The sequence below is a fragment of the Leptospira weilii serovar Ranarum str. ICFT genome (assembly GCF_000332415.1).
Taxonomy (GTDB): Bacteria; Spirochaetota; Leptospiria; order Leptospirales; family Leptospiraceae; genus Leptospira; species Leptospira weilii_A.
Map to the genome: position 1 here is coordinate 185,946 of NZ_AOHC02000052.1, position 17,297 is coordinate 203,242.

Sequence of the window (17,297 nt, forward strand, 5' to 3'; positions counted from 1 at the left end):
AATTCTAATTTTCTTTGTTTCCGATAAATCTCAAACAAATCGGTTCCCGCAAAAATTCCGCGAACGAGTTTACGACCGCAAAAGTCCGCAATCCCCTTTTGCCAAACGTCTAAAGGCAAGTAGTTTAAAAAAAACTAAATTATAATATTAGAATGCGTGACTGAAATTGACGAAAAGTTGTTTGTCCTCTCTGGAAACCGCGTAGTCGATCATAATGATCGTTGCCTGATTCCAGGCGATTCTCAGACCTAAACCTTGAGAATATTTGTAATCCTGTAAACCGGCCTTGTGTTCGTCGTTCCAAACCCGACCGAAGTCCCAGAACGGCGCCAGGTTTAACGCGAAATATTCCCCTCCGACCGTAAAGTCCCAAAACTTCCAGCGAACTTCCAACGTGCCAAAACCCATCGCGCGCCCGACAAATCGATCCTGTTTGTAACCTCGAAGCGTCCTTAAGCCCCCAAGTCCCGAAACTGTGTTTTCCGTGCCCCAAAGATTTCTATATTCAAAAAACGGAACGTCTCCGTCCGAAATTCCGAAACCGAATCGGGAAGCAAGAACCAACTTTTCAAACGTTTTTGGGAAAGGACTGTAAAAGAATTTTGCGTGTCCGAAGTATTTCTGAAAATCAAAATCGGAGCCGATCGTTTTGGTTGCCTTCTCGTAAGTCGCCTCTAAAAAAACTCCCGAATTCGGATCCGGTTCAAAGTCTCGAGTGTCGTAAACCAGACCGACCTTCGCCGTATTTACAAAACCGCCGTGATACCCCAATATCTTTCCGGCTTCCGCGTCTTCGGTGAGTCTCGTTTTTGCGTTCGGCGTTTCTCCCGAATTACTAAAAGGAGTTCCGTCAAAAATCGGATCGACCGACTTTACAAACTTACCGTCGTTCGCCTGTACGATGTTATTCGAAAAACGAAATCCGGCCACGAGTCTTACGGTTCCGTGAAAGTAGGACCGTTCGGAACTGAAATTCAATTGAGGAGTTTGGATCGTATAACGGTTGTACATTCGATCGGTCACGTTAAATCCCGGACCGGCCGGAACTCCGGAATAAATTCTTCCTCCGAGTTCGATCGGATCTCCGGGTCCTCCCGGTCTCTGATATAAAAACGTAGATTCCTGAGAATTGTATTGTGCGTTTGTAACCTGAGGTCCTCCGGGCTGATTTCGTTCCTGATACGTAAGCGGTTTTAACGCAGATTCCCCCACTCCGAAATACAAGGTGGTCGGAGTGATCGTAAGAAACGCGTCGGTGCGTAACCTCCACTGCGTATTAGCGACGTAAGGCATGTCCAAACTCAACTGGTGATATTGCGCGTTCTTTGTCGTATTAAAATATTGTGCGAAAAAACGAAGTCGATACGGAGTATATTCAAAAAATGGATCGCTCTTTTTTCCGTTGTTATATCCGTAAACTCTGACACCGTATCCGATCCCTTCGTTCGGATCGGAATTGATCAAAGGAAGTCCGGTCGGATACCAACCTTCTTTTTTATTATCGAGATCCTTTTTACACATCTGTTTGACGCGATCGATCGGAAACGGAAGATCTTTTCTCGCTTCGGGTTTATCGCAGCCCGTAAAATTCTCTTGGGCGGAAAGTTTTAAGGAGAAAATAAAAAACCATCCGAAAAGGATCAAAATCGCAAGAAAAGATTTGTGGAGTATTTTGAAATACACTTTTCTCCCTTCGCAAAAAAGAGGAACGGAAAACGTTTGCGACTTAGAAAGAGAATTCTTATTTTTCATCGTTTGAAAACTGAAAGGCTGCGAATTTGTACCGGACCTATCAACGTCGTCAAATCGAATATAATATTTTTCTCATATTCCCGTTTGAAAACGGCTCGTTCTATACATTTTCGCAATTCACAAAAAACCGGAACCAAAGGCTTCCCGATCGTTTTGATTTTTTCCTCAAATCGCAAAACGTCCGTAATACGATAACGAAGCCGCACAAGTTACTTGGATCCGGGAATCGGTTCGTCGGAATTACGACAATCTTCCGTGAGGACTTCACCTTACAACACGATCCGTAGAGGCTCCCACAAGTATCTGCTCGAAATGAGACTGAATCCGTGGGAGTTCCCACAACACATTTTACGGAAGATTCCTCACACAACGAACGAAATGTCGGCTCGTTTTCGCGAAAGCAGTCTCTTCTCCGAAATGAGTCGCTCCGAAGTTTACGGCACGAGCCGTGTCTACCGTTCCTTCTTTCGCCCAAGAGGTCCAGTAATAGTCTTCTACGGTATTCGGAAATTTTAAAAGAAGGGCATTCAAACTGCCGGAACCCGCCAGCGCCTTTAACTCCGAGAAGGTGGGAAGTCTCCAATCGGAATGGCCTCCCGTACGATCCTGGTTACAGGAGTCGTAAGCCTCGCTCGTTCCTGAAAGCCCGGGCGTCTGCCCGACCAAAACCTGAGGTAAGGAAATCGTATTACAGTCGTTTAAATTGAGGGAACAAAACTGAAAAAGGGCCGCACCGTATCTTCCGATGATCGTAGAGGCGTCGTTGATTCCTTCACAATCGTACTGACCGTTTTGTCCGACTCTAAGAACCTGGCCTTGTGTACAAATTTTCCACATAAGACCGGTCGTCGAACCCGTGATCGTTCCCGAAGCCGCGTTTGCCGAATAAGGATCGAACAATAATATTCCCGCAAGAAGAACCTTCGCGTCTTCATTGATAAAACCTAGGGTCGTATCGTCCGGTTTTTCCTCGCAGTTTGCAAAAAGAAAAAGTGCGATACTGAGTATTAGAATATTCTTATATTTTTTCATGATTTCCTCAGAAAATGTGGTTAAAGTTCATAAATACCTGTTTGTCTTCCTTGGAAACGGCGTAATCCAACATCAGGATCGTACTCTGGTTCCAAGCGATTCTAAATCCCAAACCTCGGGAATATTTATAATCTTTAAGTCCCACCTTATGCTCGTCGTCCCAGACCCGACCGAAATCCATAAAAGGCACCAGATTCAAAGCGAAATGTTGTCCGGCTACGCTAAAATCGAAAAATTTCCAACGAAGTTCGATGTTTCCCCATCCCATCGCCTTCCCGGAAAAACGATCCTGTTTGTAACCGCGTAAGGTTCTTAAACCTCCGAGCCCTGTGATCCCGCCTTCCGTTGACCAAAGATTTCTATATTCGAAAAAGGGCGCGTCTCCTTCCGTCATGCCGAACGCACCTCGACCGGCGATCACCAGTTTATCAAAAACTTTCGGAAACGGGCTATAAAACAATTTCAACTGCGTAAAATACTTGGAATATTGAAAATCGGACCCAAAGGATTTCGCGACTTTTTCATACGTTGTCTCTAAAAACACTCCCCGGTTTGGATCGGGTTCCAAATCCCGAGTATCCAAAACCAATCCGAATCGTACCGAGTTCACGTTACCGCCGTTCGCTCCGATGATTTTTCCCGCTTCGGCGTCTTCGGTTACTTTCGTTTTTCCGTTTGCAACCGTACCCGAGTTGCTGAGAGGAGTTCCTTCCGTCAACGGATCCGTACTTTTTACAAACTGCCCGTCAAAGGTTTTGATGATGTTTTGGGAAACTCTAAGTCCCGCAACCGTTCGAACCAAACCTCCAAAAAAGATATGTTCCCCGCTGACATTGGCCTGTGGAGAACGGATGTCGTAACGATTGTACATTCGATCGGTGACCCGAAACGCGTCGTTCGCGGGAAAACCGGAGTAATTGGTTCCCTGAAAATCGACCGGATCACCGGGACCGCCGGGCCTCGTGAAGTAGATATTCTTTTCCCGTTCGTGATACGTCGCGTTTCTTACGATTTCACCGCCCGGTTGATTCCGTTCTCGATACGAAAGTGTCTCCAGAGATTTCTCGCCGATTCCGTAATACAATGTGTTCGGGTTGGTATCGTAAATCAAATCCCCTCGAAGTCTCCACTTCGAATCGAAAACATACGGCGCGTCAAAGCTGATGTCCTGGTACTGTCTGTTTTTAGTCGTATTAAAATACTGCACGAACATCCGAAAACGATAAGGAGTATATTCAAAAAACGGATCGGACTTTTTACCGTTATTGATTAAGAATACGCGAACCCCGTAACCCACGCCCACGTTCGGATCGGAGTTCAAAAGAGGAAGACCGGTGGGAAACCAACCTTCTTTCTTTTTACAGATATCCTCCGGTCTCAGACGTCTCATTTCCGAGATGGAAAAGGGTAAATCCGTCCTTGGCTTTCTCACAACGTCTTCCGTAAAGGCCAGTTTCGAACAATCCTCTTGACCATATGTCGAACCTGCGGCAAGAAAAAGCAGGCTCATTGCAATACTTACGATTTTCAGAAATTTCTTCATGGATTTCCTGTTTCTTTATTTCAGATCAAAACGGAAACCGTTCGCGCATATACTGTCAATTGGATTTTTCCAAGAATTCGGAAATACCTCCCGAAATATCGAACACAACTTCTTTTATCCATAACATTTGGTATGATATTTTTAATGGATCGATTTTAGAGATTCTGTGAAGGAGGTTATGCAGAAAAACGTCTGCACAATGGAAAGTCCGCACCTGCCCTATTTATTCATCGCGAAATCTAAATGCGGGAGTTCCCTGCTTTAGTGACTCGAGCGAACCAGACTCTTGTTTTTTAGTTTTCGGCGATCGCGAATGAATTCCTTCGGATTCAGATAACCCAAAGGATTTCGGCTGTAACCCGGTCCCGTCGGAAGAAAAAAATCATCCCGCATTTCAAAGTGAAGATGCGGTCCGTAACGCCGATTTGCATCTCCGATTTTTCCGATCACCTTTCCTTTGCGCACCCAATCCCCTTTGGAAACGTTCATTTTGGAAAGATGCGCATAAAGGGAATTGATCCATCCGCCGTCGGGCAAACGATGCGTAAGGATGATTACATTTCCCCAACCCGGACCCTCTTCGCCGGCGAACTTTACGATACCGTGCGAAACCGCATAAACCGGATCACCGTAGTCGTTTCGACCGATCGCGTTCCAGTCCTCACCGAGATGAAAATTTTTTCCAAAAGGTTGTTTGTCGATATAACCCTTTGCATTCGGTTTACCTACGGGAAAATCAAATCCGTCGGATACGTATTCGGGATGTTCGGTGAAAAATTCCTTCGCGTCTTCAAACGCGAGTTTGTTATTCACTCCGGAAACTTCGTCGGATTCTTTCGTCTCCACACAGGAAATCAAAAGAATAAAAACGCAGAAGAATTGAAAAACGTTCGTCGAAACTCGGTTCCAAAAAACGAATTGCGGTTTACGTTTTCTCACGCATCGGAACGGAAAACAATAAAAAGTATGCAAAAAGTTTGATAAATTAAAATTTAGAACACGCCGTAAATAAAAACTTAATTTTAAAACCATTATGATCCTTATCGAACTTAAACCCGCTTTCCAGTAAATTTTTAGAAAGCCTTCATTTGTAGGAAGGAAACAATCGTTTGCAAATAAAAACTAAACACAAAATAGAAATTGTATATTCCATTTCTTTTACGTTATTTAGAATATTCTAAATTAAGAGTTTGTCCCAAAACTTAAAAAAATCGCAGAGATTTGCGATCCTTTCGATAAAATCGGACGGTCGACGGACAGAATCTTTTGTGCCTCAACCCAAATTCAATTTCAGAAGGACGTCGTCTTGAGAAACCATACTTCCCTCTCGGGTCGCAACCTCCTCCACGGTTCCGTCCCCCGGAGAAAGAATATTGTTTTCCATTTTCATCGCTTCTACGATGGCAAGTACCGTCCCTTTTTTGACGGACGCTCCGGCGGAAACCAAAACGCGAATGACCTTACCGGGCATCGGACTTTTAATCAAACCGCCGCTTCCCTCTTCGAGATGAATTTCCCGATTGGAAAGAACGACCTTTGTGTTCCATCCTTTGTGGTGAATGAAAATTTGGTTTCCTTTTCTGAGAATTCTCCAGTGATTACCCGGGCCCGAAAAAAGACCGTTCCCTTCGCTCTGGAAATTTCTGGAAATCCGAAAATCGTGAACGATTCCGTCTAACGTAATCGATACGGACACGTCTCCGGGAGAACCGGAACGAACTCGAACGGGAATTTCTTCTTCCCTATGTCTAAATCGAAAATTTTCTTCGATCACCAAAATCCTCCCGAGCCGACCGCTTCCCAGATTCCCTGGGATTTTTTCTTTTCGGAAAGCGCCGCCGCCACAAAGGAAAACGCATCGGCTTGCACTTCCCTTTCGGGTGTATAAGCAATCGTTTGTTCTTCCAGAAAATGCGTATGGATTCGTCCCTTCTTAAATTCCTCATGGGAAAGAATTCCGGAAAGAAAAAACGTGTTGGTTACCGGCCCGAAGATCACCGTGGATTCGATGGATTCTTTCAGACGGGCGGCGCATTCTTCCCTGGTTTTTCCCCAAGCGATCATCTTTGCGATCATCGGATCGTAATGAACCGTAATCTCGGAACCGGTTTCCACTCCCGTGTCCACGCGTAAAAAATCACGATCCGGAAATTCAATATATTCTAATATACCCGTGGACGGTAGGAAATTGTTCTCGGGATCTTCCGCGTAAATCCGCGCTTCGATCGCGTGGCCGTTTTGTGCGAGAGTTTTCCCGCCGGTGAGTTCGGAAAGTTTTTTGCCTTCCGCCACTCGGATCTGCCATTCCACGAGATCCTGTCCCGTGACGTATTCCGTAACCGGATGTTCCACTTGAAGCCTCGTGTTCATCTCCAGGAAATAAAACTTTCCGTCCTTTCCCAGAATGAACTCGACGGTACCGGCGCCCACATAACGGATCGATTGTGCGGCCTTAACCGCGACTTGACAGATCTCGTCCACCAGTGCGGGGGCTAAATTCGGAGCCGGGGATTCTTCGATCACCTTTTGATGTCTTCTTTGGATCGAACATTCTCTTTCGAAAAGGTGCATAACGTTTCCGTGTTTGTCACCGAAAACCTGCACTTCGATATGTCTGGGAGTTTCTATGTATTTTTCTAGAAACACGGTCCCGTCTCCGAAAGCCTTCTCGGCTTCTCTTTGCGCCGACTCGAGCGAGGAAAGAAATTCTTCCGAGTTGTAAACCCGTTTCATTCCTTTTCCGCCGCCGCCTGCGGTCGCCTTAATCATCAAAGGATATCCGATTCTTTCGGCTTCTTTTTGAAGGACGTTAGGATTTTGATCCTGTCCGTTGTAACCCGGAACGACGGGAACTCCCGAAACCTCCATCTTGATCCGGGAGTTGATCTTATCTCCCATAAGTTCCATAGACTCGGGACTCGGACCTAAAAATAATACATTCTCTTTTTCTAATGCTTTTGCGAATTCGCTTTTTTCGGATAAAAATCCGTAACCCGGATGTACGGCGTCGGCCTTCGTTTTTTTAACCGCGTCGAGAATATTAGGAATATTTAAATAAGAAGCGGCCGGGCCGGGTTCCCCGACATAAACGGACTCGTCCGCGAGTTTAACGTGGGGAGAATCCTTATCCGCATCCGAATAGATCGCAACGGTTTTGATTTTCAGCCTTTTGCAAGTGCGGATCACACGAACCGCAATCTCTCCGCGATTCGCGATCAGTAATTTAGAAATCAAGATACGAGCACCGATTCATTTCGGACTTCGGTGGAAAGCATCGCATCCAGATCCCTCTTTCCCCGATCCATCGTTTCAAAAATGAAATCCTTAAATTCTTCCCAGGAAGAATAATTCGTCGGATCGTAGATTCCGATTTGTTTGTATGCGACCACAAAACCTTTTTCCAGAGTTTGATAACCCGTCAGTCCCGATTTGAGTACGATCACGACGGGAATTTTATTTTCCCAAGCGAGTTTGATCATCCCTTTTTGTAAGGGTTGAATTTCTTCCCGATAAGAGTTATGACCTTCCGGATATACGATGAACGAAGTCGTGCTCAAACCCTTCAGCAAATTTCTGACCGAAACCGCAATCGTCGCCGCCTTTGCGGATTCAAAAACTTGGGAACCCATCGCCTTCATCCACCAGTAGGCGACCAATGTTTTTTTGATCACTTGGTTGGCGAGATACGGTTTGTTGATCACGAGGCAGTCGTAGGGAAAGTCCAGCTCGTTGACGTGGTTCGAAAAAATCATATGTCCTTTGGGGGGAATCTGAAATTCTCCGATCTTGAAAAAACGGGTTTTGGTCATCCAGCGGATCGCATCCCCCCAAACCGCCGACCCTTTTAAAAAGGCGGCGTTTTTTCTTTTTTGATTTCCGATCAGCGCGAAAAACAATCCCGCTACAAAACTGGGAAATGCAAAACTGAATACCAGAACGATTGTAATTAAATACGTCTTGAGAACGATTTTACGATATGATTTCGAAAAGCGGCCCAAACGGCTTTCCATAAATTTCAACGGGTTCATCGAAAACAATCTCCCCAGGAATCCGTTTTTAGAAAAGCTAGATTTATGCCGCGCCAGAAATCGAAGCGTTACAACTTATTTAGGAGGAGCCTTATCTCCGAGCAATTGTTTGCGTTTTTCCTGATCCCATTTTAAGAAAATTCGATTCTTGACTTCGTCGTCGAAAATCTTTTCCAAAACGTCAACGGCATCCCTGCGGTATTCTTCCGGAAGTCTCCGATCGAATACGGGACTCATTCTATGATCGTATTCTAATGTAGGATTTTGTGTGAAATCGTACGTGACTCCCTGCAAAGAAACGGACTCGGAAGGTCCCGCCTTTCCCTCGTCGTCTTTGATGGCTTCGGTTTTTGCGTCGCTTTTAAAAAGATAATAATTGTCGTACGGATATTTCAATTTGAAGATATTGATCGCGTTCGATTTTGCGTCCCTACAAAGTTGAATCGCCGCGATGTAGTGTTCGATTCTATGTTTTCTATGGTTCGGCTGAAGTTTCTGGTGTTTCTCGAGATGTTTTTCGATTTTGAGAGCGTTGTTACGAGTTTCTTTGGCGAGTCCTAAAAATCTGTAACCCATTTCCATATTCTTTTCGATCGCGTATTTATTGGTAACGTAGTGAAAATCTCTCGGGTTGTACATTCTTCTCGTGAGCGGCGCTTCGCGATTCGCGATCATATCTTTAACGACGAAAGAATTCTTACTCCACTCGATCGCGATATCGACCAAATTTCTGTCTTCCGGATTGTTCGGGTTTTTCTTTTCGATCGCGGCTTTTAACATTTCTTCCGTTCTTTCCACATAAAACTGGGAAAGTTCTTCCAGAAGCATTTCGGTTCCGAGTTGCGCTTCCAAAAATCTACGGTACGCGTTTACGTGATTGTTTTCGAAATAGTATTGAAGCCCTTCCTGGTAGAGCTTTTTGAGTTCCTTATACTTTTTGATTCTGTCTCCGTCCGGCTCCGGAGTTCCTCCGCCTTGTGCATTGTTAGTCGCCGTGGGGGGTTGCTGATTCTGACCGCTCGGAACTTCTCCCTTGTAGTTTCGAACGATCGGTTCGACGGCGCGGAGATAGATGAGTAATTCCACCCTTTTTTTATAAGCCTTGTTGGAGACGGCCTCTCCAAATACGGAAACGGGAAGAACGGACATTGCAATTAATATGAGAATCAGTCTTTTCATCGGTTAACCTTTTCCAGAGCTTTTCCGGTTTTTAGACCGGAGGCAACAAAGAAATTAGTGCTTTTCTTCCTACTCTATCGGTTAGAATGGTGTTCGAATTGACAGCCCGTTCCCGTTTTTTTCGGGTTTTTCACAGAAGACAATGACAGCCAGCGCTCTCGCACAAGGAAAAAAGATCTCATTTCGTGCCAAGGAAGATACGGTTTGTCCGATCTGCAACGAGATCCATCAAAAAGAAAATATGTTTCAGGGCGGTGGTCGTCTGATCGCCGGAAAACTCACTATCGAACTCAGAAGGCTTTATGAAAAGAATAAGAAGTTCGGTCGAGTCAGTCCCAACGACTACGTCGTTAGCGTTTGTCCCCGTTGTCTTTATTCCTCGTTTTCAAAAGACTGGTCCGCGTTAGACGGGGAAGAAAGCGAAAAGATCCGTTCTCAGTTCGATACGAGACGGTCCCATTTGGAAAAAATTTTAGGTCCTATCGATTTCTATCAGGATCGCAATTTGGTTCTCGGAGCGGCTTCTTATCTTCTTGCGATCGAATGTTATCAAAACCGAAAGGCCACCGTAGCCCCCACTCCGAAGAAAGCGGTTTGTTCCGTTCGAGGAGCTTGGTACTTCGACGACTTGAACAACGATTTTCCGAATCTGGGATTCGATAAGGTTCGAGACCTACTCTATCAAAAATCCGCGGCTTGGTACACCGAAACGATGGAAATCATGCAGAGCGGTTCGGAACCCGTGGACCAGGCTTCGTATCTATTAGGTCCGGACACGGATAAGAACTGGGCCTTTGACGGAGTCATTTATCTTTCCGCTTATCTCACGATGAAATTCAAGGACGAACTGGCGTCGGACCCCGCGGCCAAACTCAATCTTTTAGTGAGGGCCAAAAGAACTCTTTCCAGACTTTACGGTTCGGGAAAGGGGTCCAAGTCCAAACCTTCCGTCATTATCGATATGGCAAAGGAACTCTACGACGAATACAACAAACTCATCGAGGAAATGGGAGGGGAAAAATAAACTACGCCCTCCTCGTCGAATACGACGGACTTTGTTTCCACGGTTTTCAAACGCAAAAGGACCTTCCCAGCATTCAGGAGAATCTAGAAAAGGCCGCAAAGGTTCTTCTGAAGGAAGAAATTTCAGTCACGGGAGCCGGTAGAACCGACACGGGGGTTCACGCTCGCGGTATGATCGTGAATTTCAAAACCCAAACGACGATACAAAATTTCGGAAAGTTTCTTCTGAGCCTAAACGCGATCACCGATGTCGGACTTTCCATTTTGGATATGGTGGAAGTGAATGAAAATTTCGACTCCCGTTTTTCCTGCAATTCGAGAGAATACGAATATTGGATTCTCAATTCGAAATATCCTAGGCCCACTTGGAAAAATCGAGCCTTCTGGTATCAACATAAGATTGACGTTACTCGCTTAGAAGCCGAACTTGAACTATTAAAAGGAGAACACGATTTTCGGAGTTTAGCGAAAGCAGCTTCGATGAAAAATCGTTCCACGATTCGAACGATTTTGGACGTAAGGCTGGAACGAAGCGCCGAATGGGATGGTCTCCTTAAGGTAAGAATTCGGGCGAACGGTTTTCTTCATAATATGATTCGGATTCTTACGGGTACTCTTTTGGAAATCGCAAACGGCAAACGAAAAGTGAAGAACGTTTTGGACATACTCTCCTCCCAGGACAGAACCATTGCCGGTATAACACTCCCACCTTACGGACTTTATTTTATCAGAGCGTATTACGATTTTCATCCCGAGATCGATTGGATGTATTCCCGTAAGGACTTTCAAAAGTAATCATGTTATTTTTTTCCCGATTTTTCGCAAAACCTTCGATCTTAGTCTTACTCGCGATCGCCCCCGGAATTTTATCCGCCTCTCCTAAAAAACCCGGAGTGTTCGAGCTCTTGGGCGGGTATCAACCGGACAATAAATTTTTTCCGGACTTCTTTCCCAAACGTACGGCGCAAATGGGAAACCTTCCTTCCAGCGGAGTCGTTTCCAAAGAAGAGGAGGAAACGGAAAATACCGAGGAAGAAGAAAAGGAAGAAAAACAAGAAGGATATTACGATAATCGAAAGGCGGAGGCGGGAGTTTGGATGGGCGCGTCGAACCCTTGGCCGGGAACCGAAACTCAGAAATATTTGGATACGACCTTGGGCGGAGGTTTCTTTTTTAGGATTCCCTGGCCTTGGATTTTTTATCTCGAAATGGGAGCCTTTTACGCTAACTATCTTTCCGCTACGGAAAGGGGTTTGACCACCATTCCGGTTTATCTCGCCTTGGGTTATAAGATTCCGATCGATCTTCCCATTTCGTTCATCATTCGTGCGGGAGGTGGGGAAGCCTTCGTGGTCGCGAGACCTTCCAATACTTCTCGTTGGGACCACATGATGATCGTGGGTTTGGAAACGAGTTTTGTGGCCGGAAAAAAAATCAGAATCGGAATCCGAATCGATTACAATAAAATCTACGAGTCTCAAATGAACCCGCCCGCGGAATCGAAATATTATTATACAAGTCCTTATAGCGATTCCAGGTTGAGCAATCCGAATTATTATAGGGTTGTGGACACTGAGTTTTTTCATTTCGGTTTGATGGTGAGCGTATTTTTATGAAACGATCCTATGTTCTAGTACTTTCCAGTTTTCTAATATTCTTTTGTAAGGTCGGCGATTGGCACGGAAACGGCACCAAAAACGCGGTAATCAGCACACTCTTCAACCAGAGAATGTTGTTACTCGTAAAAGGAACGTACGCCACCGATAACCCGATCGGATTCGAAGCTTATTCGGGCGGAACCGGACAACTCTATCAGGATACAAGCGGGGAAGGTTTTGATCCTACTCTCGGTTTAGACGGAGTTCCTTTGGCGCAGAATCTTCCGATCTTTATAGACATCGGAGAAATCCGTATGTCTACGAAATACCAGGAAGGAACTTTCGATCTGAGTTTGATTAAGAACGTAAAGGACACGAAAAAGTTTTGGGACGAGGTCGCTCCGAACCGACAGGTTTTTTGTACGATTCCCTACACTACCAACTCGAATTCCTGTCGTTTAAACGACGGAGAAATCAAAGCGATTCAATTTTTCAACGGAGAAGGAGTTGTGTATCCTTCGAACGATCCCACTTCCGCAACGGACTGGGGCGCATTCGGAAACGGTCCCGTTCAATTTTATTATACCGGTTTGTATCTGAGGTCTTTAGTAACCGCTTGGGCGACGGAGCCCGGGCTTACGTTTTCCAATCTCACTCTATTTGATAACTACAGAGTTCCCGGAATCAATATCGTTCCCAGGTTGAGTTATAGGCCGGGGGCGGATTCCACTACAAAATCCGTCTTCCCTCCTCTTGTGTTTCCGGTGCTCTACAAAGCGGAAAATGGGGACGCGGACATGCTCGTTTATCCGGGTTTTGATCCTTACATCTTGGAAGTAAGAATCAACCTGAAAGAAAATCTGATGATTCATTCTTACGTTTCGAGTATCGGAGGAGTAAGAACCTTAGTCGGCATCAGCGATTGGAACGGCGACCATAAGGGAGAATCGGATATGGGAGGCGGCCTTCTGGTTCGCTCCCGTATCATTCGTCCGGAAAAGGCTTCCAGCTTGACGGTGTTAGGTGGAACCGCTTCCACAACCCATTACTACAGCGTGTATCGGGTTTCGGAAGGGAATGTAGATGCGAAACTCCCGCTCGTAGCCTCGCCCGTGCAAGGCGCCTCCACAAAAATGAAATACATTCATTCGGGAGAATATAGACTTCGTTGTGTCGGAGATCTAACCAGAGTGGACGGTTATCCGGAAACCGTGGTGAGAGAAACCGTATTTACGGTTCCGGATAACGCACCTCGTTCCGAAGTTCAAGTCAATCTGGCTTGTCCATAACGCGACTCTTCGAGTGACCCAACGCAGCTTTGCGAAGATTTTTTTGAGAAACTAAAATCAATACTTTTAGCGATGATAACATTGGCGAGCGGCGAGAGTGTATCGCCGATTCCGAACGAACGAATTGAAGAGAAGAGAAGAGAAGAGAAGAGAAGAGAAAATTTAGAGGAGATCGATTCTTATTTTGTAGAGGAAGGAACGGAAATTGTTTCCAAGAAAGTGTTGTAATCCGCACACTCGGGAATCTGGTAGGTGACGATAGAACCGCAGTCCGCGCGTTCCACACTTTTGATACAAAGCTCCGCTTCCAACCTGAGATGATCGCTGAGTTTTTTCAAAACGATCGGCTCGGACTTATCGTAGTCGAAATTAAAATCGCTGTAACACTGTGCGTTATCCGGATACGTAAGAGAAGCTTCCTTTCTGAGTTTTCCTTCCAAAGAGGAAAGATAAGATTCTTTGCAACGACTCATTTGAGAACAGTACACTTCGGCGACTCTTTTAAACGTTTCTGCGGAAGCGGACTGTGAGGAAGTTTTTTTTCCACACCCAACCGTAAACATTCCTGCGAGAAACAACGCTAAAATCCCATTTAAAATGCCGCGCATAGAGAAAGAATGAAGACGGAACCCTCGTTGGCAAGTTTTTTCCGGACTTCGACCTGGAATTGAAACCGAGATTTTAAAACTAAAAAATCCTTTTTTCGAGTTCGTATTAAATCGAAATCCGAAAAAGTTTCGCGCTGTTTTCCAGAAAAATCTTCCTTTTGATTTCATCGGAAAGGGGAGCGTTCAAAAGATTACAGATCGGATGACTGAGCGCGTAGGGAATATTCGGAAAATCCGAACCGAAATGAACCCGATCCGGATAACGTTTTAAAATTTCAAGGCAACGATCCGTTTTTTCTCCCGTAGCCAAAAAGTCCACAAAAACCATCGTAGTATCCAAACGAAGCTCCGGATAAATCCCTAAGAGTTCGGCGTATTCCCAAACTTCGGAAGCTCCCATATGAGCGACTACGACTTTCAATTTCGGATAACGTTCTATAAAGGATTTAAAATATTTAATATTCGTATAAGGCCCCGGAAGAGGCGCGTCTCCCGAATGGATCACGAGTGGAATTTCTTTTTTTTCCAAATAAGAAAACGTTTCCGAAAGTTCGGCTCTGGTCAGATCCAACCGCGCCACTTCGCAGTGAAGTTTAAATCCTTGAAACCCGTATTCTTCCACGGCTCGTTTCGTATAATCGAAACAACCCTCTTCCGGAAAGAAGGTTCCGAAAAGGATCCCACCTTTCGTATCGGAATGGGTTTCGAACACCCATCGATTCAAACCTTCCGCCATTTTTTCCTTATGAGCGTAGTTCAAAGTAGTGAAATGAAAAATCCGATTTTCCCTTAGGATTTCCAGTCTCCTTATTTCCGTTTCCCGATACGCGATTTCCCAATGAACACCGTCGAACCATTTCCAAATTCGTTTCATCACGTATTCCGGAAAAAAATGCGTATGAATATCGATGATGAACGCGAGTCCGTATTTTTCCAAAAGAGGAATGTGCGCGGGAAAGTCGTCGTCTCTTAAAGGCGGAAGACTTTTCGGATCTTTCCAAGGAAACGGAGAATGTTCCCCGGAGATTCGATGGGAAGAAAGAAGATGATGACAACAAGGCAACATACATTCAATCTCTTACCCAACGAATTCGAGTCAATCGATTGAATCTTTTTTCCTTGGGCGATCGGCTTGAAAAGATACGCGGCGCTTCGTTACGAATGGAAAATCCTTGACCCGTCGGATCGAAAAGTTTCAATAACGAAAAAATTTTTATAACCGATTTCAAAAATAATTTTTCGTATCCTGAAATACGATTTTCAAACGAAATGAAAAAATTTTGAAACGCGTTTTAGGAACAAAACCTATGAATTCGTTATTACAAACCGTCAAAATCGGAATCGCTTTTTTTTGGATCGTTTTCGGAGCCGATCTGCTCGGCTTTATTCAAATGGAAGAACCGCTCGGCTTTCTCGTCAAAACGATCGGCTTTGGCACGTTAGTCGTACATCTATTCGAGATCGTTTATTTCTGGCTCACTCTCAGACACAAATCAACCAACGTCTTTGGGGACATTCTGCAAATTTTGGCCTTCGGAGTTTTCCACATGATTCCTCTACGAAACAAACGTATCTAACTTACATTCAAGTTATCTAATCTTATATCAAGACGGGATTGTTCGAACGTAAACGTAACGAACTCGGTTGAAAATTCGGGCGAATCCGGCTCTTGGCTTTGCCAAGAGCCGGACCTATCTCGCGAAGCGAGATTGAGTTTTTTAATTTCAGCTCCAATCAACAAATTGATGGCGCTCTAAAAGCGAAATTTTTTCGTCATTCCAATTTGTTGATTCCGCTTCAATTGCTTTCGCATTGATTATACTTACCGATCTCTGTAAAATCGAATATCGTTAATTTTTACCGCAAAATAATAGGCACTTTATAATATAGTTACGAACAACTCGCGCTAAAAAAGATTTAGCGGGGCAAACGATTTAGAATATCAGAATATTCTTTTGCCATTTTTAGAATAACTTCCTTCGCGGGTATCAAACCCTCGATCTGGGCCACACCGTGTCCCGCGGACCAAATGTCTTTCCAGCGTTTGTATTCCTGATCCAAATTCCGGGATTGTCCGCTGTGAGAAAGATCCCCCGCTTTCTCCACGGATTTCTTAAGCCAGTTGGCCGGAATGCCGGAAATTTTTTCGGTGTACACGATATCTTCCGGTCCGGATTCGATCAACATTCGTTTATAATCTTCCGAAGCTTTCGCCTCCGGAGTTGCGATCAGTCTCGTACCGACGTAAACGGCATCGGCGCCTAACGCAAAAGCGGCGAGCATCTGAGCCCCGCTCGAAATCGCCCCCGCAGCGACCACCGGCAAACCCGTTTCCTTTTTGAGATAAGGATAAAGACTGAAGGGGGAAATATTTCCGGCGTGTCCTCCCGCCCCTTGTGCGACTGCGATCAACGCGTCCGCGCCGGCTTTTGCGACAATATTAGCATGTCTTAAAGTAGTAACGTCGCAAAAAACCTTCGCCCCCACGCTTTTCGCCTCGTTGACTACCGTACGCGGACTTCCCAAACTCGTGATCAAAAGTTCCACCTTTGCATCCAAAACGACTTCCAATTGTTTGGACCAATTCGGGTTATGCGCCTTATGAAGGATCAAATTTACTCCGATCGGTTTTTTCGTTTTGGAACGAATTTCCTGAAGGCCCTCTTTCAGTCGTTCCGGAGATCGATAATTGAGAGAAGGAAAACATCCGATCCCGCCCGCCTCCGACACAGCCGCGACCAACTCCGGATAGGAAACTAAAAACATAGGCGCGCCGAGAATCGGTAAATCGATTCCAAGCATCTCGGTAATTCGAGTGTTCAATTTCATTTTGAGGATTCTTTGATTTTCCGTTCTTTAAAGCAAGGAGGATTTTTCTTTCCAAAAGACGAACATTCAAAAACTCTGAACTTATGATCGTAATCGTATCCTCTTATAAAGTTCTGGAAGAAAAGATCGAAGAGTTCAAAACAATCAGCCGTGAGATGGCAAAAGAATCTCTCGATACGGAAGAAGGTATTCTCAGACTCGACGTGCTTCAAGGGGACGGGGATCCGGGTAGATTTTTATTTATGGAAGTATATAAAAGCGAAGCCGCGAGAAAAAAACATCTCGATACTCCTCAGTTCCTTTCTTGGCGAAGAGCGGTGCCGGATTGGTTCAGCCAAGGAAGCACATCCATTCAATATCTTCCCGTTCATATCGATCTTCTCGATTGAACGTAAGACTCGTACTCGGTACAAAAT

At 45.0% G+C, this 17,297-nt stretch carries 17 protein-coding genes; 6 read left to right on the top strand and 11 right to left on the bottom strand.

From position 1 onward, the window contains the following. Positions 1–147 precede the first annotated feature (147 nt). The 8 genes from omp85 (LEP1GSC060_RS17405) to LEP1GSC060_RS17445 form a co-directional block, all read right to left on the bottom strand. Positions 148–1,752: an Omp85 family outer membrane protein gene (gene omp85, locus LEP1GSC060_RS17405; RefSeq protein ID WP_003009709.1), complete on the bottom strand. Its 1,605-nt coding sequence runs from the start codon at positions 1,750–1,752 to the stop codon at positions 148–150. A 348-nt stretch (positions 1,753–2,100) separates the two neighbouring features. After that, on the bottom strand, positions 2,101–2,784 hold the full coding sequence (gene lsa25 / locus LEP1GSC060_RS17415; protein WP_003009835.1) for a surface adhesin Lsa25: 684 nt from the start codon (positions 2,782–2,784) through the stop codon (positions 2,101–2,103). Positions 2,785–2,791: 7 nt separating this feature from the next. Beyond that, on the bottom strand, positions 2,792–4,327 hold the full coding sequence (gene omp85, locus LEP1GSC060_RS17420; protein WP_003009499.1) for an Omp85 family outer membrane protein: 1,536 nt from the start codon (positions 4,325–4,327) through the stop codon (positions 2,792–2,794). 261 nt (positions 4,328–4,588) lie between these two features. Continuing rightward, positions 4,589–5,140, bottom strand: coding sequence for a M23 family metallopeptidase (locus LEP1GSC060_RS17425; protein WP_230458351.1), 552 nt, complete (start codon positions 5,138–5,140; stop codon positions 4,589–4,591). A 460-nt stretch (positions 5,141–5,600) separates the two neighbouring features. Then, positions 5,601–6,101, bottom strand: a complete 501-nt coding sequence (locus tag LEP1GSC060_RS17430; RefSeq protein ID WP_003009787.1) for an acyl-CoA carboxylase biotin carboxyl carrier protein subunit — start codon at positions 6,099–6,101, stop codon at positions 5,601–5,603. Further along, entirely contained in the window at positions 6,098–7,561 is a 1,464-nt protein-coding gene (locus LEP1GSC060_RS17435; protein WP_003009520.1) for an acetyl-CoA carboxylase biotin carboxylase subunit, read from the bottom strand. The genes LEP1GSC060_RS17430 and LEP1GSC060_RS17435 overlap by 4 nt, the downstream gene beginning before the upstream one ends. Then, positions 7,558–8,355, bottom strand: coding sequence for a lysophospholipid acyltransferase family protein (locus LEP1GSC060_RS17440; protein WP_003009444.1), 798 nt, complete (start codon positions 8,353–8,355; stop codon positions 7,558–7,560). Before LEP1GSC060_RS17440 ends, LEP1GSC060_RS17435 begins: the two co-directional genes overlap by 4 nt. Positions 8,356–8,430: 75 nt before the next feature. Next, positions 8,431–9,534, bottom strand: a complete 1,104-nt coding sequence (locus tag LEP1GSC060_RS17445) for an LIC11274 family protein (RefSeq protein ID WP_003009513.1) — start codon at positions 9,532–9,534, stop codon at positions 8,431–8,433. A 142-nt stretch (positions 9,535–9,676) separates the two neighbouring features. Between LEP1GSC060_RS17445 and LEP1GSC060_RS17450 the strand changes: the two genes are divergently transcribed. Genes LEP1GSC060_RS17450 through LEP1GSC060_RS17465 form a run of 4 tightly spaced genes read left to right on the top strand, consistent with a single transcriptional unit; the run spans position 9,677 to position 13,444 of the window. After that, positions 9,677–10,558, top strand: coding sequence for a DUF2225 domain-containing protein (locus tag LEP1GSC060_RS17450; protein ID WP_003009919.1), 882 nt, complete (start codon positions 9,677–9,679; stop codon positions 10,556–10,558). Next, positions 10,555–11,352 (top strand): tRNA pseudouridine(38-40) synthase TruA, encoded by a 798-nt coding sequence (gene truA, locus LEP1GSC060_RS17455; RefSeq protein ID WP_080634605.1) that lies wholly within the window; start codon positions 10,555–10,557, stop codon positions 11,350–11,352. Before LEP1GSC060_RS17450 ends, truA begins: the two co-directional genes overlap by 4 nt. A gap of 2 nt (positions 11,353–11,354) precedes the next feature. Next, positions 11,355–12,173: a hypothetical protein gene (locus LEP1GSC060_RS17460; RefSeq protein ID WP_003009908.1), complete on the top strand. Its 819-nt coding sequence runs from the start codon at positions 11,355–11,357 to the stop codon at positions 12,171–12,173. Continuing rightward, entirely contained in the window at positions 12,170–13,444 is a 1,275-nt protein-coding gene (locus LEP1GSC060_RS17465) for an LIC11270 family surface protein (RefSeq protein WP_003009867.1), read from the top strand. Before LEP1GSC060_RS17460 ends, LEP1GSC060_RS17465 begins: the two co-directional genes overlap by 4 nt. Positions 13,445–13,623: 179 nt before the next feature. Here the strand turns inward: LEP1GSC060_RS17465 and LEP1GSC060_RS17470 are convergent, their stop codons facing one another. Both LEP1GSC060_RS17470 and LEP1GSC060_RS17475 read right to left on the bottom strand, forming a co-directional pair. Continuing rightward, positions 13,624–14,052, bottom strand: a complete 429-nt coding sequence (locus LEP1GSC060_RS17470) for an LA_2478/LA_2722/LA_4182 family protein (protein ID WP_036097012.1) — start codon at positions 14,050–14,052, stop codon at positions 13,624–13,626. Positions 14,053–14,158: 106 nt separating this feature from the next. Next, positions 14,159–15,118 (bottom strand): amidohydrolase family protein, encoded by a 960-nt coding sequence (locus LEP1GSC060_RS17475; protein ID WP_003009695.1) that lies wholly within the window; start codon positions 15,116–15,118, stop codon positions 14,159–14,161. A gap of 241 nt (positions 15,119–15,359) precedes the next feature. Here LEP1GSC060_RS17475 and LEP1GSC060_RS17480 point away from each other — a divergent pair, with 241 nt between their 5' ends. Beyond that, positions 15,360–15,629: a hypothetical protein gene (locus LEP1GSC060_RS17480; protein WP_036096982.1), complete on the top strand. Its 270-nt coding sequence runs from the start codon at positions 15,360–15,362 to the stop codon at positions 15,627–15,629. 340 nt (positions 15,630–15,969) lie between these two features. On the opposite strand, the gene LEP1GSC060_RS17485 is transcribed toward LEP1GSC060_RS17480, so the two are convergent. Further along, the gene (locus tag LEP1GSC060_RS17485) at positions 15,970–16,881 is read right to left on the bottom strand and encodes an NAD(P)H-dependent flavin oxidoreductase (RefSeq protein WP_003009538.1); all 912 of its coding nucleotides are present in this window, start codon (positions 16,879–16,881) and stop codon (positions 15,970–15,972) included. Between the two features lie 83 nt (positions 16,882–16,964). On the opposite strand from LEP1GSC060_RS17485, the gene LEP1GSC060_RS17490 reads away from it, so the two are divergent. Then, positions 16,965–17,270 carry a putative quinol monooxygenase gene (locus LEP1GSC060_RS17490; protein WP_003009759.1) on the top strand — a complete coding sequence of 102 codons (306 nt, stop codon included), beginning with the start codon at positions 16,965–16,967 and terminating at the stop codon, positions 17,268–17,270. Positions 17,271–17,297: the final 27 nt, after the last annotated feature.